Source organism: Janthinobacterium sp. GW822-FHT07H11, from assembly GCF_058798615.1.
Genome location: NZ_CM179507.1, coordinates 6,187,624 through 6,212,338, shown reverse-complemented (window position 1 = coordinate 6,212,338; position 24,715 = coordinate 6,187,624). Strand labels below are relative to the sequence as shown.

The following is a 24,715-nucleotide window of genomic DNA, read 5'->3' as shown; positions in this document are numbered from 1 at the left end:
TATATGGATAAGAGCATGGACATCACAGAATATATGCAGGACGTGGGCACGCGTGCCCGCGCCGCTTCGCGCGCCATGGCGCGCGCCGACAGCGCCACGCGCAACCGGGCCTTGAGCCTGATCGCCGCGGCCATCGTGCGCGATGCCGACCTGCTGCGCGCGGCCAACCAGCGCGACCTCGACGCGGCCGCTGCCGCCGGCCTGGCACCGGCCATGCTCGATCGCCTGACCCTGTCCGACGCGGCCATCGCCACCATGGTCGAAGGCTTGACGCAGATCGTCGCGCTGGCCGACCCGATCGGAGAGATCTCGAACATGAAATTTCGCCCGACGGGCATCCAGGTGGGCCAGATGCGCGTGCCGCTGGGCGTCATCGGCATCATCTATGAAGCGCGCCCGAACGTGACGGTGGACGCGGCCGGCCTGTGCATCAAGAGCGGCAACGCGACGATTTTGCGCGGCGGCTCGGAAGCGATTCACTGCAACCGCGCGCTGGCCAGGCTGGTGCAGGAAGGCTTGTTGGGGGCCGGCCTGCCGGCCGATGCCGTGCAGGTCATCGACACCACCGACCGCGCCGCCGTCGGCGCGCTCATCACCATGCCGCAGTTCGTGGACGTCATCGTGCCGCGCGGCGGCAAGGGCCTGATCGCGCGCCTGATGGCCGAGGCCACCGTGCCGATGATCAAGCACCTCGATGGCATTTGCCACGTCTATATCGACGCCAAGGCCGATATCAGGAAGGCGCTCGATATCGGCTTCAACGCGAAGTGCCACCGCTACGGCACCTGCAACACCATGGAAACCCTGCTGGTATCACGCGCCATCGCCGCCACCGTGCTGCCGCAGCTGGCCGAACTGTACCTGACCAAGCAGGTGGAATTGCGCGCCGATCCTGAAAGCCATGCCATCCTGGCCGCCGCCGCTTACCCGCACCTGGTGGCCGCCACCGAGGAAGACTGGTCCACCGAGTATTTGGCGGCCATCCTGTCGGTGAAGGTGGTCGACGGCATCGATGAGGCGATGGACCACATCAACCGGTATTCGTCCAAGCACACGGAGTCCATCATCACGGAAGACTATAGCGACGCGCTGCGCTTCCTGCGCGAAGTCGATTCCGCCTCGGTGATGGTGAATGCTTCCACGCGCTTCGCCGACGGCTTCGAGTATGGCCTGGGCGCCGAAATCGGCATCTCGAACGACAAGCTGCATGCGCGCGGTCCCGTGGGGCTGGAAGGCCTGACCTCGCTCAAGTACGTGGTCTTCGGCCACGGCGAAGTGCGCAAATAGTCTCATTCGCGGGCAGCCCACAAGGCGGCCCGTGCTCTTGTTTCTCTCCACCTCTGACACTGGGAACCCCATGCTCTTTCTCTGGACCAAAGCCTTCCACATCATCTTCATCATCTCCTGGTTCGCCGGCCTGTTTTACCTGCCGCGCATCTTCGTGAACCTGGCGATGGAGACGGAAACGGTGGCGACCGAGCGCCTGCTGCTGATGGCGCGCAAGCTGTACCGCTTCATGTCGCTGCTGGCGCTGCCGGCGATGGTGCTGGGACTGGCGTTGATGTGGATGCTGTATGGCGGGAGCCAGGGCGGCATGAAGATGCCGGGCTGGATGCACGCCAAGCTGACCTTCGTGGTGCTGCTGCTCGGCTATCACCACGCCTGCGGTTCCATCCTGCGCAAGTTTGAAAAAGGTCTCAACAAGCGCAGCCACACCTGGTTCCGCTGGTTTAATGAAGTGCCGGTGGTGATGCTGCTGGCCGTCGTCGTGCTGGTCGTGGTCAAGCCTTTCTAAGGGAGTCGAAATGAGTGCAAGCCAGAGCAAAGTCGTGCAGTATTTTTTTGCGCCTCACTCGCCATGGACCTACCTGGGCCACGCGCGCCTGATGGCCATCGCCGCGAAGACGGGCGCGCAGATCGACGTGCGTCCCTTCGACCTGGGCAAGGTCTTCAGCGTCTCGGGCGGCCTGCCGCTGGCCAAGCGCGCACCGCAGCGCCAGGCCTACCGCCTGGCCGAGCTGGCGCGCTGGTCGGCCTTTTTGCAAGTGCCATTGACCTTGCAGCCGAAGTTCTTCCCCGTCTCGCCGGAAGCGTCGGCCAAGCTGATCATCGCCACGCGCCTGGCGCACGGCGTGGATGCCTCGCTGAACCTGGCGCACGCCATCATGCGCGGCCTGTGGGCCGAGGAGCGCAACATCGGCGACGAGGAAACCCTGGTGCAGATCGCGTTTGACGCCGGTTTCGACGGCCGCCAGTTGCTGAAGACGTCGGAAACGGCCAGCGTGCAGGCGGAATACGACGCCAACACGGATGCGGCCACCGCCGCCAGTGTCTTCGGCTCGCCGTGGTACATCGTCGATGGCGAAGGGTTCTGGGGCCAGGACCGCCTCGACTTTGTCGAGCGCGCGCTGGGGAGGTCGGATTAGTTGTAGGTCGGATTAGCGCTGCGCGCGTAATCCGACAAGCGCAGTCGGCGGCGGTGCATGTCGGCTTACGCCCTGGCGGGCTAAGCCGACCTACGCCGACCTACGCCGACCTGCGCAAGATATTGGATGTAGGTCGGATTAGCGCTGCGCGCGTAATCCGACAAGTTATGAAATTTTTAGTTAATTGTTTTTCAACGGATAAAAGGTATCCTCATTATGGCTTCATATTTTTGCCCATGCCCGCGCGGCATGGAAGCGGCGCTGGCCGAGGAACTGGGCGAGATCGCCCAGGATAGTGCGACCATGAAGGTCCACAACCAGGTGCCGGGCGGCGTACACTGCTCGGGCGACCTGCTCGATTCCTACCGCATCAACCTGCATTCGCGCATCGCTTCGCGCGTGCTGATGCGCATGGCCCATTCCGGCTACAAGACGGAAAACGACATTTACGACCTGACCCTGGCGCAGCCTTGGGAAGACTGGTTCGGCGTGCACCACACCATCCGCGTCGACGTCACGGCCGTCAAGTCGCCGCTGCGCAGCCTGGAATTCACGACCTTGAAGATCAAGGATGCGATCTGCGACCGCTTCCGCGACCAGTTCAACGAACGCCCGTCGGTCAACACCAAGACGCCGGACATGCGCATCGTGGGTTTTCTTGACGCGCACACGTTTACCGTCTACCTCGATACCTCGGGCGAGGCGCTGTTCAAGCGCGGCTGGCGCGAGGAGACGGGCGACGCGCCATTGCGCGAAAACCTGGCCGCCGGCCTGCTGCGCGTGTCGGGCTGGAAGCCGGGCATGGTGCTGTTCGACCCGATGTGCGGTTCCGGCACCATCCTGGCCGAAGCGGCACAGATGCTGCAGGGCATTCCGCCGGGCGCCTCGCGCCAGTTCGCCTTTGAAAATTTCCACGATTTCGACCCGGCGCCGTGGAATGCCATGAAAAACGCCATCAAGGTCCATCCGCTGCCGGCCGAACCGACCATTTTCGGCAGCGATATCTCGGGCGACATGGTGGCCATGACGCGCCACAACCTGCGCTGCGCAGGCGTGCGCTTCGACGTGCCCCTGAAACAGATCGAGGCGCAGGAAGTCAAGCCGCCGAGCGAGGTGCCGGGCATCATGCTGACCAACCCGCCATACGGCGAGCGTATCGGCGTGCGCGGCGACAGCACCATCCCGGAAGATGAACTGTCGACTTCCTTCTATTCGGCCATGGGCACGACCCTGAAACAGCGCTTCGCCGGCTGGACCGTATTCCTGTTTACGGCCGACCTGGGCCTGCCCAAGCTGCTGCGCCTGAAGGAAGCGCGCAAGACGCCATTCTTCAACGGTGCGCTGGAGTGCCGTTTGTTCCGCTTTGATATGGTCGCCGGTTACAACCGCCGCGAAGAAGCCAAACCAAAAAATAACTGATCAAACCTGCTGCGCGTCGGGATAGGCGGCCTGTGATGCTCGCCGTACTAGTGTACGGCTGCGCTTCTCGGCCCCCTCTCCCTTCCGCTCGCGACGGTTTTATCAGCTATTTTGGAGTCTGTAGACGTTTGTAGCAACGCAGTACCTCGCGCGGACCGCAACCGGTCCGCGCGCCACTTTGGATCCGCCATGTTTCCCACCCCTCCGGCCGATGTGCCGCCTGACCCGGTTACCCCCGTTCCGCCTCCCACGCCGAGCCATATGGCGCCGCTGAGCCGCGGTGCGCTGGCGATGATGCTGGCCGGGCTGTCGATGCTGGGCCCCCTGTCGATCGACACCTATCTGCCCGCGTTCGGCGCGATCCAGGGTTCGCTGCAGGCCTCGCCGCTGGAAGTGCAGCAGTCGCTGACGTTCTACATGCTGGCCTTTGCCGGCATGGTGCTGTGGCATGGCGCGATCTCGGACACCTTTGGCCGGCGCAATGTCATCCTCGTGTCCTTGCTGATGTTTGCCATCGGCTCGCTCGGCTGCGCTTCGGCGCACACGGTGCACTATCTGTGGTTCTTCCGCATCATGCAGGGCGTCTCGGCCGGCGCCGGCGTGGTGATCAGCCGCGCCATCATCCGCGACCTGTATGCCGATGCGGCGGCGGCGCGGCTGCTGTCGCTGGTGACGATGATCTTTTCGATCGCTCCGGCCGTGGCGCCGATTCTCGGCGGCTGGATCGTCATCTGGTTCGACTGGCGCTCGATCTTCCTGTTCCTCGCCTTTTACACGGTGGTGCTGCTGGCGTTCTGCTACTGGCGCCTGCCCGAAACCCTGCCGATGGCAAAGCGCCAGCCCTTCAACCCGCGCTTCCTGGCGTCGAGCTATGGCCAGATCCTGCGCTCGCCGCTGTTCCACATCAAGGCCGGCATCGTCGCCCTCAATTTCGCGGGCCTGTTCCTGTTCATCACGGCCGCACCCGAAATGCTGCCCAAGCAACTGGGCCTGGGGCCATCGCAATTCGCCTGGCTGTTCATTCCCTGCGTGAGCGGCATCTTCATGGGCGCCGCGGCCGCCAACCGCATCGCCGGCAAGGTCACGTTCGCGCGCCAGATCGGCATCGGCTTTGCCTTTTTGCTGTGCGCCGCCAGCGTCAATGTCGTGTATCACCTGTTCCTGCCGCCGTCGCTGCCCTGGTCGGTGCTGCCGCTGTTCTTCTACACCTTCGGCATGTCGCTGGTGGGGCCGGGCGCGACCCTGCTGGCGCTGGATCTGTTCCCGCACATCCGCGGTACGGTCGCTTCGTGCCAGTCGTTTGCCAGCACCTTGCTCGGTGCGGTGGTGGCCGGCGTGATCTCGCCGCTGCTGTCCGGTTCCGTGCTGTGGCTGGCGTCGGGACAACTGGCGTTTACGGCGCTGGCGCTGGCCCTGTGGCTGATCTCGCGGCGCTTCCGCCACCGTTTGCTGGGCTCCTTGAAGATATAAGTTTCCACTGTAGAACGCTGGATTTATTTCAACTTAATTTTCTATATTGCAAGTAATATCCGGCGCTTATGATAAGATGACTTTTTTTCCGGCATCCTCTCAGGTCGTAGATTCGTTGATTTCAGGAGTGGAGGATTCCTCTGAACGTGGCCGCGCTTCGCTGCTGAGCGCTCTTCCTTTTCGAACCGGCAATGCCTGATACGATGCATCAATCTGATCAAGATATCCGCAATCGCCTGCTGATTGCACGCCTGCCGGCCATGCCGCAGATACTCATCAAGCTGATCGCCCACTTGCAGGCAGACGATGCCGGCATGCCCGAACTGGCCGCGCTGATTGCCAAGGACGCGGGCATGACCAGCAAGATCCTCGGCGTGGCCAACAGTTCGGCCTACCATCGCAACGGCCGGGTCGTCAGCCTGGAGCAGTCGCTGGTCTCGCTGGGCACGGACATGATCAAGACGCTGGTCATCAGCGAATCGGTGTTCCAGACCTTCAGCAGCTTTCCCCATTCCGGCAGCACCGATTTGCGCGCTTTCTGGAAAAGTTCGCTTTCGGCCGCCGTCATGGCGCGCGCGCTGGCCAGGGCCATGGCGTATCCGCATGCCGAGGAGGCCTACCTGGCCGGCCTGCTGCACAATGTGGGTCGCCTGGCCCTGCTGGCCACGGCGCCGAAGGAATATGCGTTCAATTTCACGGCGCGCGACGACGCCGCCCTGTGCGCGGTGGAGCAACGTACCCTGCAGATCACGCACGCGGAGGCGGGCGCCTGGCTGATCGAACGCTGGCACCTTGACTCTTTCCTGGCCGACAGCGTGCTGTATCACCATGAACCGCTGGCGCGCCTGGAAGCGAGCCACCCGCTGATCCGCATCGTGCGCCTGGCCCACCTGCTGTGCTGCCACGCCGATGACACGGAATCGGTTGCGCAGGCGGCGCGCCTGTGTGCGCTGGACGAGGACGTGCTGGCCACCCTTGCCGCCAGTGTTACGCGCCAGGTGGAGCAGGCCGCGCAGCACCTGGGCATCGACCTGGCCGGGGCCGACGACATCGTCATGCCGCCGGCCTGTGCGCCGCCCGCGGTCGATCCGGTCCAGCAGCGCCTGTCCGAGGAAGTGCGCAACATGGTACTCGTGTCCGAGGTGGGCCAGACCTTCGCCCGCCAGCAGGGCGAGACCAGCCTGCTCGAGGCCATCACGCGTTCGGCGCGCATCCTGTTCGACTTCGAGACGACCGTCATCCTGCTGCAAAACGCCACCGGCCACGCGCTTGTCGGCGTGGCTGCCGGCGAACAGCAGCAGCGCCTGGCCGGCTTTGCGGTGCCGCTGGCCAAGGGCGGGCCGCTGGCCGCTGCGGCGCTGGATTGCAAGCTGGCCTTCCTGAAACGCGATATGCCGGCACTGGGTATCGTCGAAGAGCAGCTGTTCCGCATCCTCGGCACGGACAGCCTGGTGTGCCTGCCGCTGGTGGCGGGCCAGCGCAGCCTGGGCGTGCTGATAGGTGGCGTGGCGGCGTGGCAGATTCCTGCCAGCCAGAAGCGCGAGGGCTTCCTGCGCGCTTTCGGCAACCAGGCCGCGCATGCGCTGGAAACGGCGATCAGCGCGCGCGGCGCGGCGCGGCGCCAACTCGATCACGTGGCCGAGGAATACCGCGAAGCGTCACGCCGCGTGGTGCATGAGGTGAACAATCCGCTGTCCATCATCAAGAACTACCTGAGCGTGCTCGATCACAAACTGGCGAAACAGGAGCCGGTGGTGGGCGAAATGTCGATCCTGAACGAGGAGATTGATCGCGTTGGCCAGTTGATCAATGGCCTGGCCGATTTGCAGCCGGCGGCGGCGGGCGGCATCACCGATTGCGCGCGCGTGGTCGAGGAGGTGCTGCGCCTGTTCCGCGCCACCGACTTCCTGCCGCCGAAGATCGAGGTGGTCACGCACATGCAGGACGCGCCATGCGAGGTGGAGGCGGACGCCGATATGCTCAAGCAGATCCTGCTCAATCTGCTGAAAAATGCCGTCGAAGCGCTGCCCGACGGTGGACGCATCGAGGTGCTGAACCGCGGCCACGTGAACCGCGACCGGCGCCTGTACCTGGAGCTGTGCGTGAGCGACAATGGAGCCGGCCTGGCGCCCGAGGTGCTGGCCAATCTGTTTTCGCCCGTGCGCAGCAGCAAGGAGGGCGCGCACCATGGCCTGGGCCTGTCCATCGTGCATGAACTGGTCACGCGCCTGCATGGCATGATCGGCTGCCGCAGCGGCAAGTCCGGCACCTCGTTTGAAATCCTGCTGCCCCTGCCGATGTCACAGGCCGGCGCTGCCGCCGCTTCCGCTGCCGCCGCTTCCGCTGCCGTGCCCGCGCTAGGCAATACCGCCCTGTTTTTGTAACGTCCATGAATTCCTTCGCCACTCCGCTTGACCTTGAGAGTTGTCCGCGCATCCTGCTGGTCGACGACGAACCCCGGCTGCTCGCCTCCCTGCATGAACTGCTGAAGGACCGTGGCTACCAGCTGCATACGGCCACCTGCGGCAGCGAAGCGCTGGCGCAACTGTCCAAGCTGCGCTTCGACCTGATACTGCTCGATTTGCGACTGCCCGACATGAACGGCCATGAAATCATGGATCACATCAACCGGCGCGGCATCGAGGGCGACGTGATCGTGATGAGCGGCGACGTCGGTATCGAGGCGGCCATCGGTGCCTTGAAGCGGGGCGCCTACGATTACCTGCGCAAGCCGTACAGCCGCGAGGAACTGCTCAAGACGGTGGAGAATGCCCTGCAAAAGCGCAAGCTGGCGCTGGAGAACGAGCGTATCGCCTCGCAGCTGGAAAACTCGGAAAAGATGTACCGCTACCTGGTCGACAGCTCGCCCGACATCATCTATACCCTGAACCACGAAGGCCGCATTTCCTTCATCAATGACCGCGTGCACCAGTTGCTGGGCTTTAGCCGCGAAGAGCTGATCGGCAGCCATTATTCGATCCTTGTGCACGACGAGGACCAGGAGCGGGCGCGCTATGCCTTCAACGAGCGCCGCCTCGACGAGCGCGCCTCGCGCAATGTGGAGCTGCGCCTGAAGTGCCATAGCGGCAGCGGCAGCGACCGCACCTTCAACAATACCCTGATGACGATTCCGCTGAACTCGATCGGCATGCACAGCCTCGATCACGAAGCGAAGAAGCAGGAGTATTTCGGTACATATGGCGTGGCGCGCGACATCACCGACCGCAAGCGGGCCGAAGAAGTCATCTCTTACCAGGCCTACCACGACATCCTGACGGACCTGCCCAACCGCATGCTGTTCAAGGATCGCCTGGGCCTGGCCGTGATCCAGGCGCGCCGCAAGCTCACGGAGCTGGCCGTGATGTTCATCGATCTGGATCGTTTTAAACTGGTCAACGATACCCTGGGCCACGTGAAGGGCGACGAGCTGCTGCAGCAGGTGGCGCTGCGGCTGAAGGACTGTCTGCGCCGCGGCGACACGCTGGCGCGCCAGGGCGGCGACGAATTTACCATCGTGCTGCCGGAGCTGCGCGACCGCCAGGACGCGCGCCTGATCGCCGACAAGTTCCTCGAATGCCTGCATCAGCCGTTCGACCTCGATGGCAACCAGGTGCATATCTCGGCTTCGATCGGCATCGCCATCTATCCCGGCGATGGTGAAACCATCGATGAGTTGCTGCGTCATGCCGACATTGCGATGTACCAGGTCAAGGCGCTGGGCAAGAATGGCCACAGTTTTTATCACGAATCCATGCTCGATGTATCGCACCAGAAGATCGCGCTGGAGCAGAGTCTGCGCAAGGCGCTGGAACTGAACCAGCTGGAGATGTACTACCAGCCGCAGGTCGATGTCACGACGGGCCGCATCGTCGGCGCCGAAGGCCTGATGCGCTGGAACCATCCGCAGCGCGGCTTGCTGACGGCCGGCGAATTCCTGCCGTTCGCCGAGGAAAATGGCCTGATGCTGCCGATCTCCGACTGGATGCTGGGCGCGCTGTGCCGCGACCTGCTGCAGTGGGATGCGGCAGGCGGGGAGGCCGTGCGCCTGTCGCTGAACCTGTCGCCGCAATACCTGGACCGGGGTGATTTCTTCGAGAAGATGCGCGGCGCGCTGACGCGCTATGGCATCGCACCGGAAAAGATCGAAGTGGAGATCACGGAAAATATCTGCATCCGCAATCCGCAGTATGCGATCGAACAGTTGAACAAGCTGTGCCAGCTGGGCGTGTCGGTGGCCATCGATGATTTTGGCACCGGTTATTCCTCGCTGTCCTATCTGCATCGTTTCCCGATTCATACGATCAAGATCGACCAGTCGTTTGTGAAGGAAATCCACGACGAACACGGGCACTATCCGGTGATCCTGGCCATCATCTCGATCGCGCGCGGCCTGGGCTTGCACTTGATTGCCGAAGGCGTGGAAACGGAGGGACAGGCGCGCTACCTGCAGGACAAGGGCTGTACCACGATGCAGGGCTATCTGTACCACCGGCCCATCTCGCTGGGCAGTTTCATCGGCGTGCTACAGGAGCAGAACCGCCTGATCGCCGCTGCCGCAGCTGCTCCCGGCACGCTGCGCTCGGCCACCGTTCAGGCCTGATCCATGTCAAGCGCCGATACCCGTTATACGGCCGACTACCTGCGCCTGAAGGGCCTGGCCGAGAAAGGCCAGGCGAACGCCCAGCACAGCCTGGGCTTCATGCATTTCAATGGCCAGGGTGTCGAACAAAGCTATGCGCTGGCGCTGCACTGGTACGGCCTGGCCGCCGCGCAGGGCCTCGAACACGCGCAATATAACCTGGGCGTGATGTGCCAGAAAGGGCAGGGCGTGGCGCAGGATTTCAGGCAGGCCGCGCACTGGTACCAGAAGGCGGCCGAGCAGGGCTATGCGGCGGCGCAGTACAACCTGGGCTGGCTGTATGCCAAAGGCCAGGGCATCGCGCAGGACAGCGGCCAGGCCATGCTCTGGTTCAGCCGCGCGGCGGAACAGGGCGACGCGGGCGCGCAAAACAATCTGGGCATGATGTATGACAATGGCAAGGGCGTGCCGCAGGATTTCGCGCAAGCCATCGCCTGGTATCGCAAGGCTGCCGAGCAAGGCTATGCGCGCGCCCAGTTCAATCTGGGACTGCGCTACGACAATGGCCAGGGAGTGCGGCAGGACCGGCAGCAAGCCACCGCCTGGCTGCGCAAGGCGGCCGAGCAGGGCTACGCGCCGGCGCAGTTCAACCTGGCTCTGCGCTACGAGAATGGCGAGGTGCTGCCGCAAGACTTGCCGCAAGCGCTAGCCTGGTACCGGCGCGCGGCAGAACAGGGCCACGCCAGCTCGCAATTCAACCTGGGACTGATGCACGACAATGGTCAGGGCGTGCCCTGTGACAAGCAGCTTGCGTTGGACTGGTATCGCAAGGCGGCAGGTCTGGGCCACGCGGCGGCGCAGCACAACCTGGGCTTGCACCACGAACATGGCGCGCAAGACTATGCGCGGGCGCAGCGGTTTTACCGCCAGGCGGCCGAGCAGGGTTTCCCCGCCGCGCAATATCAGCTGGGCCTGCTGCACGAGCATGGACAAGGTGTGCCGGCCGACCCGCAGGAAGCCGTGTTCTGGTGCCGCAAGGCGGCTGACCAGGGTCATGTGCGCGCGCAGTTCGACCTGGGTTTGCGCTACGAGAACGGCCAGGGCGTACAACCGGATCTGGTCCTGGCGCTCGAATGGTATCGCCGCGCGGCCGAGCAGGATTACGCGCCCGCGCAATACATGCAGGGCGTGCTGCATGACCGCGATGACGGTCCCGCACCCGACAGCGCGCTCGCATGCGCCTGTTATCGTCGCGCCGCCGCGCACGGCCACAGCCTGGCGCAGTTTGCGCTGGGCCTGCGCCATGACAATGGCCTGGATGTGCCGCAGGACTATGCCGCCGCCTGGGACTGGTATGCGCTGGCCGCGCGCCAGGGCCATGCGCGGGCGCAGTACAACCTGGGCTTGATGGCGGCCAGCGGCCAGGGAGGCCCGATCGATCTGCCGCAGGCGTATCTGTGGCTGTCGATGGCTGCAGCAGCCGGCGTGGCCGGCGCGGAAAAATCCTTGCGCCAGACGGCATCGCGCATGCGCGACGCGGATCTGCAGCAGGTGCGCCAGCGCCTGGAAGCGCTGGCCGCCTAGTTCTTCCTGGAAGTCATGCCGCGCACCGGCGCCGGGCCTGCGGCACAGGATGCGGCGTAACGTGCGCGAATACAACAGGCCATGCTGTATGGTATATGCCCCGTATCCGATTACACTGGTGCCTTGCGTTTGGCCGCAATATTGCCAGTGTTTCAATTTTGGCATTATTTCGTTGCAAGCACCGCCAGATGCCGTGCCGGATTTCACTCAATAAAGGAAGAATATGCGCCGCCATCCTCTCGCCATCCGCCCCGCTGCCATCGTCTGCGCGCTGGCGCTGTTATCGTCCAACGTGGGTGCCGCCAATCCCCTTGCCGCGCTGAGCAACCAGGAAGCCAGCAGTGGCCTGAAGGCGGCGCTCGACGCCGGTTCTGCCGCGGCCGTTGCCAAGCTGGGCGTGGAAAACGGCTTCCTGGATAATGACAAGGTCAAGATCAAGCTGCCGGGCATCCTGGAGCAGGCCAAGCCCTTGCTGAAGATGACTGGGCGTGGCCAGCAGCTCGATGACCTGGTGGTGGCGATGAACCGTGCAGCCGAGTCCGCCGTGCCCATGGCCAAGCCCTTGCTGCTGGACGCGGTGAAATCGATGAGCGTTACCGATGCCAAGAATATCCTGTCCGGTGGCGATACCTCGGTCACGGACTTTTTCCGCCAGAAGACGTCGGCGCCACTGGCCGTCAAATTCCTGCCGATCGTCAAGTCCGTGACGGACCGCTCCGGCCTGGCCGGCAAATACAACAGTACCATGAGCCAGATTGGCAAGACGGGACTGGTGCCGCAGCAGCAATCGACGGTGGAAGCCTATGTCACGGAGCGCGCGCTCGATGGTCTGTACCTGATGATAGGCGAGGAAGAAAAGGCCATCCGCAGCAACCCGCTCGGTTACGGCAGCAAGATTATCGGCAAGGTATTTGGCAGTTTGCGGTAGCGTGCAAGCGAGCAGAAAACTTGGCGCGCGTGCTGCTGGCCGCCGCTTTGCGGCATTGGCGAGCGTCGTGTTCGGGAGACAAGTTAAGCATTTGCTACAAGAAAACAGTGTTAAAATTCCGCGACATAAATTCTCGATGGCCTGTCCGCTGATATTTGGGCGGCCAGAGAATACCCGATTTTTAGCGGCGAACCGATGCGTGAGCTTTGATGCGCGATGGTTGGCCTTGTTTCGTTTCTTCCCCATTCCCACCGACTTGTTCAATTTCTGGATGTCTTGTCAGAAAGTCCGGGGGCAGGATATTTTAGGTAACCGGATTTGTTAAGCGTACTCAGAAAATCAATCAAATACACGTGGTGCGGCTGCTTGCTGCTTGGCGCATCCAGCGTCCAGGCCGCCACGCCCAATCATGGTGGTCAATCGGGGTATGTCAACATGCCCAGCGCCGTTGTGGAAACCGACGGCACCTTCAGTATGGGGTACAGCTATGACAACCCATATGGCCAATTGTGGGTCACCTCGAATATCCTGCCTTTCCTGCAAGTGACGGGGCGCTATGTATCGATTGCCGGTATCCCTGGTTTTACAGGTGTGCCGGGTGAGTATGGCAGCGGTTATGGTCGCTACAAGGACAAGGTCATCGATGGCAAATTACGGCTGTGGAACGAAACGGATTGGCTGCCGTCGGTGGCGGTGGGCGCAACGGATTTGTTTGGCACTGCCTTGTTCAAGGGACAGTACATCGTTGCCACCAAGACCTTTGGCGCGACGCAGAATATCGAAGCGAGCCTGGGTTACGCCAGGCGCCGCCCAGATGGTCTGTTTGCCGGGGCGCGCTGGACACCGGCCAGCTTGCCGCGCTGGTCGGTCGTGGCCGAGTACGACGCGACGAACTATCAACGTGATTTTCGTGCCAGTCTGACAGATGCCGGCAAGCGCAACAAGGGCGCTTCCGTGGGGCTGGAATACCGCTGGGGCTGGCTAGCCTTGCAGGCGGCCCGCAGCCGCGACCAGTTCAGCGTGAATGCCTTTGTCAGCATTCCGTTTGGCGAACGCGAGTTCATTCCCAAAGTGTATGAGCCAGCGTATTTTGTGGATGACAAGAATCCACCGCCACTGCCCAGCAAGGAAGAGTGGCACCGCGATGCCGGCCATGGCGCGGATCTGGTCAATGCCCTGGTGAAGCAGGATTACAAGAATATCCGCGTCGAACAAGAGGGCAATATCCTCAGCCTGAGCCTGACGAACAGCCGTATCTCCAACATGGGCCGGGCTGTCGGGCGCGCCGCGCGCACGGCGCTGGCTTTCACGCCGAAGGGCGTGACGACCATCCGCATCGTATATACCAAACTGGACCAGCCAATCGCCACCTATGAATTCTTTGACCTGGCGAAATTGAACGACTATTTTGCCGGCAGGATCGATCGCAAGGCATTCCTCAACGCCGTCCTGCTGCGCTATCCGGACAAGAGCGATGTCATCCGCGATGAGCAGCAAGGCTGGCTGAACGAATTCCTTGATCGGCCCGCTCCAGTCGTCGCGGCCACCGCTGTGCCTGTGCCAGCCGTGGCGCCAGTCGCGGCTGCTGCCCCAGCGCCAGCCTTGGCAGTTGCGGCGGAGCCTGCCGTTCCGGCAGTACCTCCAGTCAGAGCTGCCAACGTGCTCAAGGATGACGGCAAGCTGGCGGTGGGTGTGGGCGTGGATGGCGACGTGGTGCAAATCAAATCGCTGGATCGGGAAGCCAATCGCTTCAAGATTGCACCCAAGGTCGGCTTCTTCTTCAATGATCCGAGCGGTGCCTTCCGCTATTCGATCTCGGCGGTCGCCAATTACGACCGGCGGCTGGGCGATGGCCTGTATTTGAATGGCGCGGCCAGTCTGCAACTGATGGAGACGGTGTCGGGCGTGAAACAACCGTCCAACAGCGATTTACCGCATGTGCGCAGCGATATTGCTGAATATTTGCGCGGCGGGCGCTTCTCGCTGAGCAGGCTTTTGCTAAATAAATACAATAATCCTGCCGAACGCGTGTATACCCGCATGTCGGCCGGCTTGTATGAAGACATGTTCCGCGGTGTCGGCGGACAGGTATTGTACCTGCCCAAGGATAGCCGCTGGGCGGCCGACCTGTCCGTTGACGCCCTGCAGCAGCGCGGCTACAAGGGGCTGCTCGACTCGCGCGACTACAAGACCGTCACGGCGATCGGTTCCCTGCATTACCGCTTGCCGCACGACATTACCGTGACGGCGCGCGCCGGCCGCTTCCTGGCGAAGGACACGGGCGTGCGCATGGAGTTCAAGCGCCGCTTCCAATCCGGCATCGAAGTGGGGGCCTGGTATACGCATACGAATGGCAACGATATCACCAGCCCGGGTACACCGTCCAAGCCGTATCAGGACCGCGGTATTTTCCTGTCGGTACCGCTCAACAGCATGTTGCCGATGGATACACAGTCGACGGCCAGTTTCGCAATTTCCCCGTGGACCCGCGACGTGGGGCAGATGGTGGCCTCGCCGGGCGACCTGTACGATATGCTGGAACGCCCGCGCGCCGATATGCACAGTTACGATGGCCTCGGTAATTTTGCCGAGCGACCTGACGAGCAGAATCTGCCGGCGGTGAATCCACCGGACCGGCCATTCGTCAGCCCGTGGCCAGCCATGCGTGCACGGCTGGAGCAATCGTCCTCCGGCTTGCCGGCACCGGCCGAATGGGTCAAGGCGACGGCCGTCATTGGCGGTGTGGTGCTCAGCTCAGCACTCAGTGACAAACCGGTGGACCGTTTCGTAAAGAAACACCAGAACTCTGCGTCCTTCCGCAATTGGGACAAGCTGGGCAAGGCCATGCCTTATGCCGCCGTGGGTGCGGCAGCTGCCGCGTTTGCCCTCGGTGACGAGCGCATGCAAAACACGGGATTGATTTCCATGCAATCGATCGCGGCGGCAACAGGTATCGCCGTGGCGGGAAAATATGCAATCGGCCGCGCACGCCCTGATGAAGACCGTGGCCCGTGGACCAGTGTCGGCGGCAGCAATTCCCGGTCGAACTCATCGTTTCCTTCCGCGCATGCGGCAATCGGCTTTGCCGCTGTGACGCCATTTGCCAAGGAGTACGATGCACCATGGCTGTACGGCATTGCTGTCGTGGGCTCTGCAGGCCGTGTGGCTGGCCGCAAACATTGGGTTTCCGATACGGTGGCGGGTGGCATCGTTGGCTATGCGATGGGCAGTTGGCTGTGGCATTCCCAGCGCGATCAGAGCAAGTCCGGCCTGTCGATCAATCCGGGACCGAAGGAAATCAGCGTGACCTGGCGGAGTAAATACTAAGAGACTATCCCGGTAGATGAATACAGCCCTTGCCGGCGCCCCTCAGAAGCGGGGACTGCGTCGTTCGTCGTCGCGTGGCTTGCCACGCGTCTTCCTCACGCCTTGTCTGCGCTCCTGATGTGCTGTCAGCAGAAGACGCCGCCCACCGGGATAGGCGATATTGGTGAGTTCCTTCCCCTCCGGCTTTTGTCGGACATATGTTGGCCGGGCTCGTCATTTGCCGAAGCAGGTTCTGTTCAAGGAACCAACTATTTGTTAGCAGTGAATTTTTCCGCAGTGTAGAGGTCTGATCCGCCAGGTCATTGCGTCCGGAGTATGCATCGTTCATGCAGCTGGATTGCCTGTTCTGCTGGCGGCATCACTCCCTCTGCCAGCTTGGCAATTTATGCAGTACTGGGCAAGTAATTGTTGTGATGATAATACTTTAATTGCGTAAATTTGCAAAAAACGTCGGCAGACGACAGCACTCCCCAAAACGACTTCACATACGGTACGTAAGCGAAAGGATAATAGTATGATTTTAGTGACTGGTGGCGCCGGTTTCATCGGCTCCAATTTTGTACGCGATTGGCTGGCACTCAATGACGAGGCCGTCATCAATTTCGACAAACTGACCTATGCTGGCAACCTCAGCAATCTGGCCAGCCTGGAACACGACCCGCGCCATATTTTTGTGCGCGGCGATATTTGCGATACCGCTCATATTTCGCGCTTGCTGGCAGAACATCAACCGCGCGCGATCGTGCATTTTGCCGCGGAAAGCCATGTCGACCGGTCGATCCATAGCCCGGGAGAATTTATTTCCACCAACGTCAACGGTACTTTCAGCTTGCTCGAAGCGGCACGTGCCTACTGGTCTGGCCTGGCGGGCGAGGCCAAGGAAGGTTTCCGTTTCCTGCATGTTTCGACCGACGAAGTGTATGGCACGCTGGGGCCGCAAGACCCACCGTTCACTGAAACGACGCCGTATGCGCCGAACAGTCCCTACTCGGCCTCCAAGGCGGCGTCCGATCACCTGGTGCGGGCCTATTTCCATACTTATGGCATGCCTGTACTGACGACGAATTGTTCGAACAACTATGGCGCTTTCCATTTCCCGGAAAAACTGATTCCTCTCATCATCAGCAATGCCCGTGCCGGCAAGGCCTTGCCCATTTATGGCGATGGCCTGCAGGTACGCGACTGGCTGTACGTGGGCGACCATTGTTCGGCGATTCGCCGCGTACTGGAGGCCGGTCGTCTGGGCGAGGTGTATAACGTAGGCGGCTGGAATGAAAAGGCCAACCTGGAAGTCGTGCATACCTTGTGCGATATGCTGGACACGCTGGACCCCAAGGCATCCGGCAGCTATCGTGAGCAAATTACCTATGTGCAGGATCGTCCCGGCCACGACCGCCGCTATGCCATCGATGCGCGCAAGATCGAGCGCGAACTGGGCTGGAAACCGGCCGAGACATTCGAGACCGGCATCCGCAAGACCGTCCAATGGTATCTGGACAACCAGGCGTGGGTGCGCGATGTGCAGTCGGGCGACTACCTGAAGTGGGTGGAAAAAAACTATGCGGAGCGTGACACCGCCAAGGAGCAGAACTGATGAATGCGCCGATCGAACGCAAGGGCATCATCCTGGCTGGTGGTTCCGGCACGCGCCTGTATCCGGTCACCATGTCGGTGTCAAAGCAGTTGTTGCCCGTGTATGACAAGCCGATGATTTACTATCCGCTGACCACCCTGATGCTGGCCGGCATCCGCGACATCCTGATCATTTCGACGCCGCAAGATACGCCGCGTTTCAAGGAATTGCTCGGTGATGGCAGCCAATGGGGCATTACTCTCAGCTACGCCGTGCAGCCCACGCCGGATGGCCTGGCGCAGGCTTTCATCATCGGCCGGGAATTTGTCGGCGAGTCGCCATCGGCCCTGATCTTGGGCGATAACATTTATTATGGACACGATTTTGAGACGCAATTGCGTGCCGCCTCCGAGCGTACCAGCGGCTCCACCGTGTTTGCCTATCATGTGCATGATCCGGAACGTTATGGCGTGGTGGACTTTGACGCGCAGCGGCGTGCCGTGAGCATTGAGGAAAAGCCGCTCAAGCCTAAATCGAACTATGCGGTCACAGGTCTATACTTCTACGATAAGCAAGTGTGCGACATCGCTGCCGGCATCGCACCCTCGGCGCGCGGTGAGCTGGAAATCACCGACGTTAACCGCACTTATCTGGAACGGGGTCAACTCAATGTCGAGTTGATGGGGCGTGGCATGGCCTGGCTTGACACCGGCACGCATGAATCGCTGCTGGAAGCGGGACAGTTCATCGCCACCATTGAAAATCGTCAGGGCTTGAAGGTGGCTTGCCCGGAAGAGATCGCCTTCCGTAAAGGCTATATCGACGCACAAAAACTCGAGCAGCTGGCCCAGCCGTTGAAGAAAAACGCCTATGGCCAATATCTGTTGCGTCTTCTTAAAGAAAAAATATACTAAGAGCCTATTCCAGCAGGGAGCGTCATCTGCTGGTAGTTCATCAGGAGCGCGGACAAGGCGTAGGAGGACGCGTGGCGAGCCACGCGACGACGCTCAACGCAGTCCCGCTTCTGAGGCGCCCCAGCGGGAGATGTATTCATCTACTGGGACAGGCTCTAGGCACGCGGACAAGACCGTCGCGGGCGGTGGCCAGGCTGCATGCCACCGCTAATCTGAACAGCGGAGCCGTGCCCAGGCATGGACTGCAGGGGCAGTGAGCGCGGATTGCCGCACTTTGCTGTGCGGCAGGTTTTTTCCGCTATGTTGTAGCCTTTATTTTGCAATCCTGGCCGCCCTTCTTGACTTATCTCAATCTCACATCATGCATATTCAATCCACGGCAATACCTGATGTCCTGATCATCGAACCGGCTGTCTTTGGCGATGATCGGGGCTTTTTTTTCGAAAGTTTTAACCAGAAGCGTTTTGCGGCGCTGACGGGTGTCAACCGCGATTTTGTGCAGGATAACCATTCCAAGTCCGCCAAAGCGGTATTGCGTGGCCTGCACTATCAGATCCAGCAGCCGCAAGGCAAGCTGGTGCGTGTGACCGCTGGCGCCGTGTTCGATGTAGCTGTCGACTTGCGCAAGAGTTCGCCGACGTTTGGCCGCTGGGTGGGTGTGGAGTTATCGGCGGCCAACAAACGTCAGTTGTGGATACCGGAAGGCTTTGCCCACGGTTTCGTGGTGACCAGCGACAGTGCCGAGTTCCTGTACAAGACCACCGACTACTGGGCGCCGGAATTCGAGCGCAGCATCCTGTGGAATGATCCTGCGATCGGCATCGACTGGCCGCTCGATACAGAGCCATTGTTATCCGGTAAGGATAAAGCGGGCACTTTGCTGGCCGATGCCGACGTCTTTGCCTGACGGCGGACGCCAGCATGGCGTGGCGTGTTCACTACGCCAATGTGTCAATCAAGAAAGCGATAAAGACGCCCACGGCGCTCAGGCTGAGGACGAGGACCGCTCCTGCGGCGCAGTCCTTGGCGATCTTGATACTTGGATGCAAGGCGGGGTGCAAATGGTCGCTCAGTTGCTCAAGTGCCGTATTGAAGAGCTCCGCCGCGAGGACCATGCCGCAGTTGAGCAGCAGCAGTGCCCACCAGATCATCGCTGGTTTGCTACAGGCAAGTACAAGCACGACCAGGAGGGCGGCAAGGCATTGCAGCCGGAAGCTCGATTCCAGGCGGACGGCGGCAGCTATGCCTTCCAGTGCGTATTTCATGCGCTTGAACAAAGGCTGGTTCTTCATGGGCATGACCGTGGGATTTTTGGGTGGGAGGATTCGAATATCGCGAGCATATGGCAAGGATCAGGCTTTTTCAACCGGCCGGGCCAGCGGATGACGATCATTCTTGAAAAAAATAAAAGCCCATTTCAAATGACATGAAAAGGGCTTTTATTTGTGAAGCTGAACCTATCGCTAGAACATGCCGCTATCGGCTCGACTTGCTCGTCTCTTTCGGCTTGATAGGAAGCCGGTGGGAGGAACTTATTTTGGCTGGTGGCCGGTGGTAGCGTGGCTCGTGGTCGAGTCCGAGCTAGCTGCACCAGCTACTACGGCAACCGCTGCACCGATGGCGATCATGGCGCTGACGCTCAGGCCGGCGGTGGTGCCGGCAGCAGCGCCAGCCGCTGGAGCAGCCGCTGGGGCAGGTGCTGGAGCCGATTGAGCCATGGCTTGCGCGGAAGCGAAGCACAGGATTGCCGAAGCGATCAGAATTTTTTTCATGAGGGTATCCTTTTAGATTGAACAGGGAAATGCAAAACTGTCACATGATTGTAGCAACATTTCCCATATAAGTCTGCGCTGTGCGTGCTACGGTGCGGACAATTCATGGCATTTCGGGGCAATACCAAGGTATTTTGCCTAATTATCTCGCTAAACTATGCCGATAAATCGGCAATTTCGACGTGATGCTTTGCTTTGACGCATATCGTATGATACATAGATGCGCGGATTATCACGCAAGTGGCTGGCCAGCCACAAGTTTGCCAAGTCCTTGCCATCCCGCGTAAAATGCAGGCTTCGCGGGTGTAGCTCAATGCTAGGGCAGAAGCTTCCCAAGTCCCTCCACCTCGTCAAGAGCCACTGTTCATACGGTGCTGAAGCGCATAAGTCTGCGATCACACCAAAACTCCACCTTAATCAACAAGTTACGTGCCATCACATTTTCGACCCCACATCTAGTCGAAAAAGCTGCTGATGCGCTGTGATGGCTGGTCGAAAAATATTACGGTTGGCCGTGACGTCGCTCAGTGCGAACAACAGTTCTGAACAATCCACATCCGTACAAATTATGCAGGGACTCCGTTGGCTTCGAATGGATGTTAGGGGAGGCTACTTGGGTGCCAGGGACGCCAATTGCAGCAATGATATTGCCGCCAGAGTCAGTGCTGCAAGGGGCAAGGCGTTCCGCAGCAACCTGCTTCTCAAGCCTAAGGACTCGCTTATTGTCGCATTTAGGTCGTTGATGATATCTTCTTGCGTTGCTAGGCGAGCTTGTACTGTCGCCAGTGCCAGATCAAGTTCGTCGTTACGCTGCGCTTGTCGACTGATGATCACTTCCTGTTCATCGATAAGCATCCGTTGAGCATCCGCGTTTGTTTTTAGCGTATCGATCTCTTGCATATGTGTTGATGCAGATTTTTCGAGTTCGGTAATACTTTCCCATGTGTCCGTGCTGACCCGTTTTTGTTCGTCGATACAAGTTCGGTCGGCTGAAACGTTGGCACGAAGCTCGGCAACAGACTGCTCTACATGCTGGGCTTGCTCATCCAGCAACTTTACTGATGCGGCAACCACGTCCAAATTCTGGCATATTGCTTCCGTCGCAATTTCCTGTGCGTCCCCGCGAATTTTTTCGGTATCGAAATCTGTACGGAGCTTAATTCCTGCTTCTCGCAAGCCGCCGAGGTCCAGTCCAAACAGGGCAAGCTTATTGCGGAAATCGTCAGTTTGGAAATCTGCTGCGCCGATGTACTCGTCGATGCTCTCAAGTCGCGTTTCGTGCTGGTCGACCATTTCCTGCTGTGCCAGTTGCCCTGAAACGTGGTTCTCGATTTCCTCCAAAACCACTATGATCGCTTCTCGCTGGTTGCTGTCGATAGTTTTAGTGTCCTTAGTCAGGCTGCGGATCTTGTTTACCAGTACTTCATGAAACTGCTTCAGAAATCCATTCTTCCTGTGGCTGATGCTCATTACAATCTGGAGGACTGCTTGTGTGACAGTCAGGCTGGCAGCGAGGCTGCCGGTCATATCGGCTAGATCTTTGTCATTTTTTCCGTTCAGCGAACCCAAGACAATACTCAACGTTCCCTTGTTTTTGAGCTCGGCCGCAGAAGCGCTCACAGCCTTGCTTTTCGCTAGGGCCGCAGACAAATCCTTGAGATGCTTCTCAAAATCCCGCTCAAACGCGAGATAATCACTCTGCTCTTTGGAAGAGAGTACAACACTGCTCTGGCGGCTCATTTCTTATTCCTTAACATGCTGCGAACATCGAAAACCTCGATCTCTTGGTGCAAGGACAGTTCACGAATATGCGATTTTGTTTGTACTTCCAGCTCCACGGATGAATGGATATAGAGGCCCAAAACATTGACCATCTGGAATTCATTCTCCTTAAGGTCAATCAAGCGAAGACAGGCTTCGCGCTGCGCGTCTAGGGCGTCGTGGTAGCCGGTCCGGGTCGATAGTAAAAAATCGACAATTTTCGGAACAAATTGTTGCAGGTAATGGCTTGAAAGACCAAAGCCGATTGCCGATATTGCGGCTGCCGCATAAGGCGCTACAGGTCCGATCACCCCAACAAGCTGGCCCTCGATGACGGGATCGATAGCATCCCAGAACACCAATGTTGCGCTTACGATGATCGTTTCGGTGACTTTGCGGACAAGTTCTTCACGGGTTAAGCTACGGGCGTTCTGAAACAGATCCCAGGCTCCCTTTCCGAGTTCAAAAATATTGCGTGCCAGTTGATATATCTGTCTAATCGCCTTGGATAACGCATTAACGATGAACTCGAATATTCCGGCGAGCAACTGCATCGGCGCGTCAATGATACGTTGAATGACCGTCCATACCTTCTTGAAAAATCGTTTGATTCGGTCGATAATTTTCGATTGTCCGCCACCGAAGATATCCACCATTTCGTCCTTTAATGCTTTCAAAACGGCGCTAGTCAACTGTTCCATGACCATCCAGCCGCTGTTCTGCGTAGCTTCCCATGCTGCGCCTCCCACCAAGCTGGCTGTACTACCTGAGGCATCCTTAATTTTCTTAGCCTCAATGTTCACACGTTTGCCTTGTTCGTTTTTCAGTTCCTGGCGCTGGTTGGCGGTTAATGATTCGGTCTTGATCAGGTGCGCCTCGAGGGCGGCAGCGGTTTCTTCAGAATTCATCACCACATAGCGCACCGTACAGCCTTCCGTAAATTCAGAAGCCAGTTTGTATGTATCGCCACTGCGTTCACCCTGTTTAAATTCGTTTATGTGCCCGGAATGCCAGCGTTTTTGCAGTTTGGTGCTATCGCCAACATAGACTGGCTTGTCATCCTTGTTATAGACGACATAGACACCGGGCTGGTTGGGAACCGTGTTGAGACCAGTGGCCGTGCCATCCTTTACTGTGAATTCACCATCGAATTTCATGGTCGACAGTGAAGAGATGCCGTGCGTGAGGCTCTTTTCGATCATTTCTCGCCAAGCCACACCACGATTCGCTACTGCCATTGCACTTTCGGCTGAAGTAGCCTGCAACGTGTCTCCGGCCACGCTCGCCGTATCCGATGTATTGGCATTAGGACGGGAATTATTCTTATTCCGATAACCTGCAACGAGCTTGCGGTTGGTGTTGTCGATCGCTCGGTCTACAATCATGTTGGCAAGGGGAGACAACTTTTTCATTTCAGTCTGCATCAAGTGCGATCCCTATCTGTCACACAGAAGTTGCTGTGCATCATGCAATATTACTCGATGATTAAGGTAGCTCCATCGCAAAAATAATGCGATTGATAACTGAGTCCGTGCCCCCAGAGCCATCTGTTGTTTGTTTCCGGTTTCCAGGGTTGAATCCGCCCAGTACGCCAGTCGAAAATTCCGTCAGCGCTTGTGGCGCTATCGGATACGACAGAGTATGAGCCGTCGGGAAAATTGTTGGGATAACTCACCCGCAGGAACGGCTGTTTCGCAGCTTCGAAACTGAATGACTGCCGTCAACCGGTTATATGACGGCACAGGAAGCACAACGGGACATCAGCCTTTATCTGATGCACCGGTATAACTGGATACGGCCACATCGGTTTAATCACGGATTGGCACTGGCCGTCGCCGAAGAAAAACTTATCGTCGTGTTCGGGATGGGTTGACCATTACATCCGCAGATAGCCTGGCATAGTTGATTTGAAGCTTGCCCCCTGCAGGCCATCACACCTCGGAGAAATCGGCCATCGCATTTTCGATCACAGCAACCATGCTGTAACGTTGCCAATAGCAGTGAAAGCCGCGTAAAATGCAGGCTTCGCGGGTGTAGCTCAATGGTAGAGCAGAAGCTTCCCAAGCTTACGACGAGGGTTCGATTCCCTTCACCCGCTCCATTTTTCGCTGGCGCCTGACTTTGTGCGGCGCGGCCACTATTTCCTTCATTCCCATGTCTTCTGATATCCCAGCAAACGGCCCGGCGCGGCCGATGATGTATGATCCGACCGAACACCGCATTCGCAGTTTCGTGACCCGTGCGGGACGGCTTTCCGTGGCGCAGGCGCGTGCGCTGGAGACGCTGGGGCCGCAGTTCCTGCTGCCTTTCGCCAAGGAGACCATGGACTTCGAGCAAGTATTTGGCCGCAAGGCGCCCGTCGTCCTGGAAATCGGCTTTGGCATGGGCGCGACCACGGCGCATATTGCCAAGGCCATGCCGGAGAAGGATTTCATCGGCGTCGAGGTGCATACGCCGGGTGTCGGCAGCCTGTTGAAGCTGATCGGCGAGGAATCGCTGACGAACCTGCGCCTGCTGCAGCATGACGCCGTGGAAGTGCTGACGCATATGATTCCGGCCAATTCGCTGGCCGGCATCCACGTCTTCTTCCCTGATCCATGGCACAAGGCGCGCCATAACAAGCGCCGCCTGATCCAATCCCCATTCGTCAAGCAATTGACGGATCGCCTGGCCCCAGGCGGTTATCTGCATTGCGCGACGGACTGGGAAGACTATGCGGTGCAGATGCTGGAAGTGCTGGGTGCCGAACCGCAATTGCAAAACAGTGCGGAGGGCTATGCGCCGCAGCCGGCCTACCGTCCGCTGACCAAGTTTGAAAATCGGGGCCTGAAACTGGGCCATGGCGTGTGGGATCTGGTGTTTATCAAGAAGTAAGCACTGTCAAGGCGGCCACAAGGCCGTCCGTAGCCAAGCCTGCCGCCTGCGCTGCAGGCTTTTTTATTGCTCCAAGGACTGGGCCATG

General features: G+C 59.6%; 18 protein-coding genes, 1 tRNA gene and 1 pseudogene. 17 read left to right on the top strand and 3 right to left on the bottom strand.

Features of this window, described 5'->3' with window-relative positions:
• Positions 1–15 precede the first annotated feature (15 nt).
• From AC3RCJ_RS27490 to AC3RCJ_RS27425, 14 genes are all read left to right on the top strand, one after another.
• Positions 16–1,287, top strand: coding sequence for a glutamate-5-semialdehyde dehydrogenase (locus AC3RCJ_RS27490; protein ID WP_492957367.1), 1,272 nt, complete (start codon positions 16–18; stop codon positions 1,285–1,287).
• 70 nt (positions 1,288–1,357) lie between these two features.
• On the top strand, positions 1,358–1,795 hold the full coding sequence (locus AC3RCJ_RS27485) for a CopD family protein (protein ID WP_492957366.1): 438 nt from the start codon (positions 1,358–1,360) through the stop codon (positions 1,793–1,795).
• Positions 1,796–1,805: 10 nt separating this feature from the next.
• Positions 1,806–2,426 (top strand): 2-hydroxychromene-2-carboxylate isomerase, encoded by a 621-nt coding sequence (locus AC3RCJ_RS27480; RefSeq protein WP_492957365.1) that lies wholly within the window; start codon positions 1,806–1,808, stop codon positions 2,424–2,426.
• A 216-nt stretch (positions 2,427–2,642) separates the two neighbouring features.
• Entirely contained in the window at positions 2,643–3,845 is a 1,203-nt protein-coding gene (locus AC3RCJ_RS27475) for a THUMP domain-containing class I SAM-dependent RNA methyltransferase (RefSeq protein ID WP_492957364.1), read from the top strand.
• Between the two features lie 189 nt (positions 3,846–4,034).
• Positions 4,035–5,315: a multidrug effflux MFS transporter gene (locus tag AC3RCJ_RS27470; RefSeq protein ID WP_492957363.1), complete on the top strand. Its 1,281-nt coding sequence runs from the start codon at positions 4,035–4,037 to the stop codon at positions 5,313–5,315.
• A 203-nt stretch (positions 5,316–5,518) separates the two neighbouring features.
• The gene (locus tag AC3RCJ_RS27465) at positions 5,519–7,699 is read left to right on the top strand and encodes an HDOD domain-containing protein (protein WP_492957362.1); all 2,181 of its coding nucleotides are present in this window, start codon (positions 5,519–5,521) and stop codon (positions 7,697–7,699) included.
• A gap of 5 nt (positions 7,700–7,704) precedes the next feature.
• On the top strand, positions 7,705–9,915 hold the full coding sequence (locus AC3RCJ_RS27460; RefSeq protein WP_492957361.1) for an EAL domain-containing response regulator: 2,211 nt from the start codon (positions 7,705–7,707) through the stop codon (positions 9,913–9,915).
• A gap of 3 nt (positions 9,916–9,918) precedes the next feature.
• Positions 9,919–11,478 carry a tetratricopeptide repeat protein gene (locus AC3RCJ_RS27455; RefSeq protein ID WP_492957360.1) on the top strand — a complete coding sequence of 520 codons (1,560 nt, stop codon included), beginning with the start codon at positions 9,919–9,921 and terminating at the stop codon, positions 11,476–11,478.
• 223 nt (positions 11,479–11,701) lie between these two features.
• Positions 11,702–12,406, top strand: coding sequence for a DUF4197 domain-containing protein (locus AC3RCJ_RS27450; protein ID WP_492957359.1), 705 nt, complete (start codon positions 11,702–11,704; stop codon positions 12,404–12,406).
• A gap of 318 nt (positions 12,407–12,724) precedes the next feature.
• Positions 12,725–15,733, top strand: coding sequence for a YjbH domain-containing protein (locus AC3RCJ_RS27445; RefSeq protein WP_492957358.1), 3,009 nt, complete (start codon positions 12,725–12,727; stop codon positions 15,731–15,733).
• 514 nt (positions 15,734–16,247) lie between these two features.
• On the top strand, positions 16,248–17,327 hold the full coding sequence (rfbB, locus tag AC3RCJ_RS27440) for a dTDP-glucose 4,6-dehydratase (protein ID WP_492957357.1): 1,080 nt from the start codon (positions 16,248–16,250) through the stop codon (positions 17,325–17,327).
• On the top strand, positions 17,327–18,220 hold the full coding sequence (rfbA, locus tag AC3RCJ_RS27435) for a glucose-1-phosphate thymidylyltransferase RfbA (RefSeq protein WP_492957356.1): 894 nt from the start codon (positions 17,327–17,329) through the stop codon (positions 18,218–18,220). Before rfbB ends, rfbA begins: the two co-directional genes overlap by 1 nt.
• Before the next feature lie 361 nt (positions 18,221–18,581).
• A complete protein-coding gene (rfbC, locus tag AC3RCJ_RS27430; protein WP_492957355.1) occupies positions 18,582–19,127 on the top strand; it encodes a dTDP-4-dehydrorhamnose 3,5-epimerase in 546 nt (181 codons plus the stop codon).
• Positions 19,108–19,650 carry a hypothetical protein gene (locus tag AC3RCJ_RS27425; protein WP_492957354.1) on the top strand — a complete coding sequence of 181 codons (543 nt, stop codon included), beginning with the start codon at positions 19,108–19,110 and terminating at the stop codon, positions 19,648–19,650. Before rfbC ends, AC3RCJ_RS27425 begins: the two co-directional genes overlap by 20 nt.
• Positions 19,651–19,752: 102 nt before the next feature.
• Here AC3RCJ_RS27425 and AC3RCJ_RS27420 read toward each other — a convergent pair whose 3' ends face one another.
• The 3 genes from AC3RCJ_RS27420 to AC3RCJ_RS27410 form a co-directional block, all read right to left on the bottom strand.
• Complete coding sequence (locus tag AC3RCJ_RS27420) at positions 19,753–19,992, bottom strand: hypothetical protein (RefSeq protein WP_492957353.1); 240 nt, start codon at positions 19,990–19,992, stop codon at positions 19,753–19,755.
• A gap of 609 nt (positions 19,993–20,601) precedes the next feature.
• The gene (locus AC3RCJ_RS27415) at positions 20,602–21,732 is read right to left on the bottom strand and encodes a hypothetical protein (RefSeq protein WP_492957352.1); all 1,131 of its coding nucleotides are present in this window, start codon (positions 21,730–21,732) and stop codon (positions 20,602–20,604) included.
• A complete protein-coding gene (locus AC3RCJ_RS27410; protein ID WP_492957351.1) occupies positions 21,729–23,165 on the bottom strand; it encodes a GIY-YIG nuclease family protein in 1,437 nt (478 codons plus the stop codon). The genes AC3RCJ_RS27415 and AC3RCJ_RS27410 overlap by 4 nt, the downstream gene beginning before the upstream one ends.
• Before the next feature lie 163 nt (positions 23,166–23,328).
• Between AC3RCJ_RS27410 and AC3RCJ_RS27405 the strand changes: the two are divergent.
• From AC3RCJ_RS27405 to trmB, 3 genes and pseudogenes are all read left to right on the top strand, one after another.
• A pseudogene (locus AC3RCJ_RS27405) lies at positions 23,329–23,626 on the top strand (integrase core domain-containing protein); the annotation flags it as partial.
• A gap of 154 nt (positions 23,627–23,780) precedes the next feature.
• Positions 23,781–23,854, top strand: a tRNA-Gly gene (locus tag AC3RCJ_RS27400).
• A gap of 92 nt (positions 23,855–23,946) precedes the next feature.
• A complete protein-coding gene (trmB, locus tag AC3RCJ_RS27395; protein WP_492957350.1) occupies positions 23,947–24,627 on the top strand; it encodes a tRNA (guanosine(46)-N7)-methyltransferase TrmB in 681 nt (226 codons plus the stop codon).
• Positions 24,628–24,715: the final 88 nt, after the last annotated feature.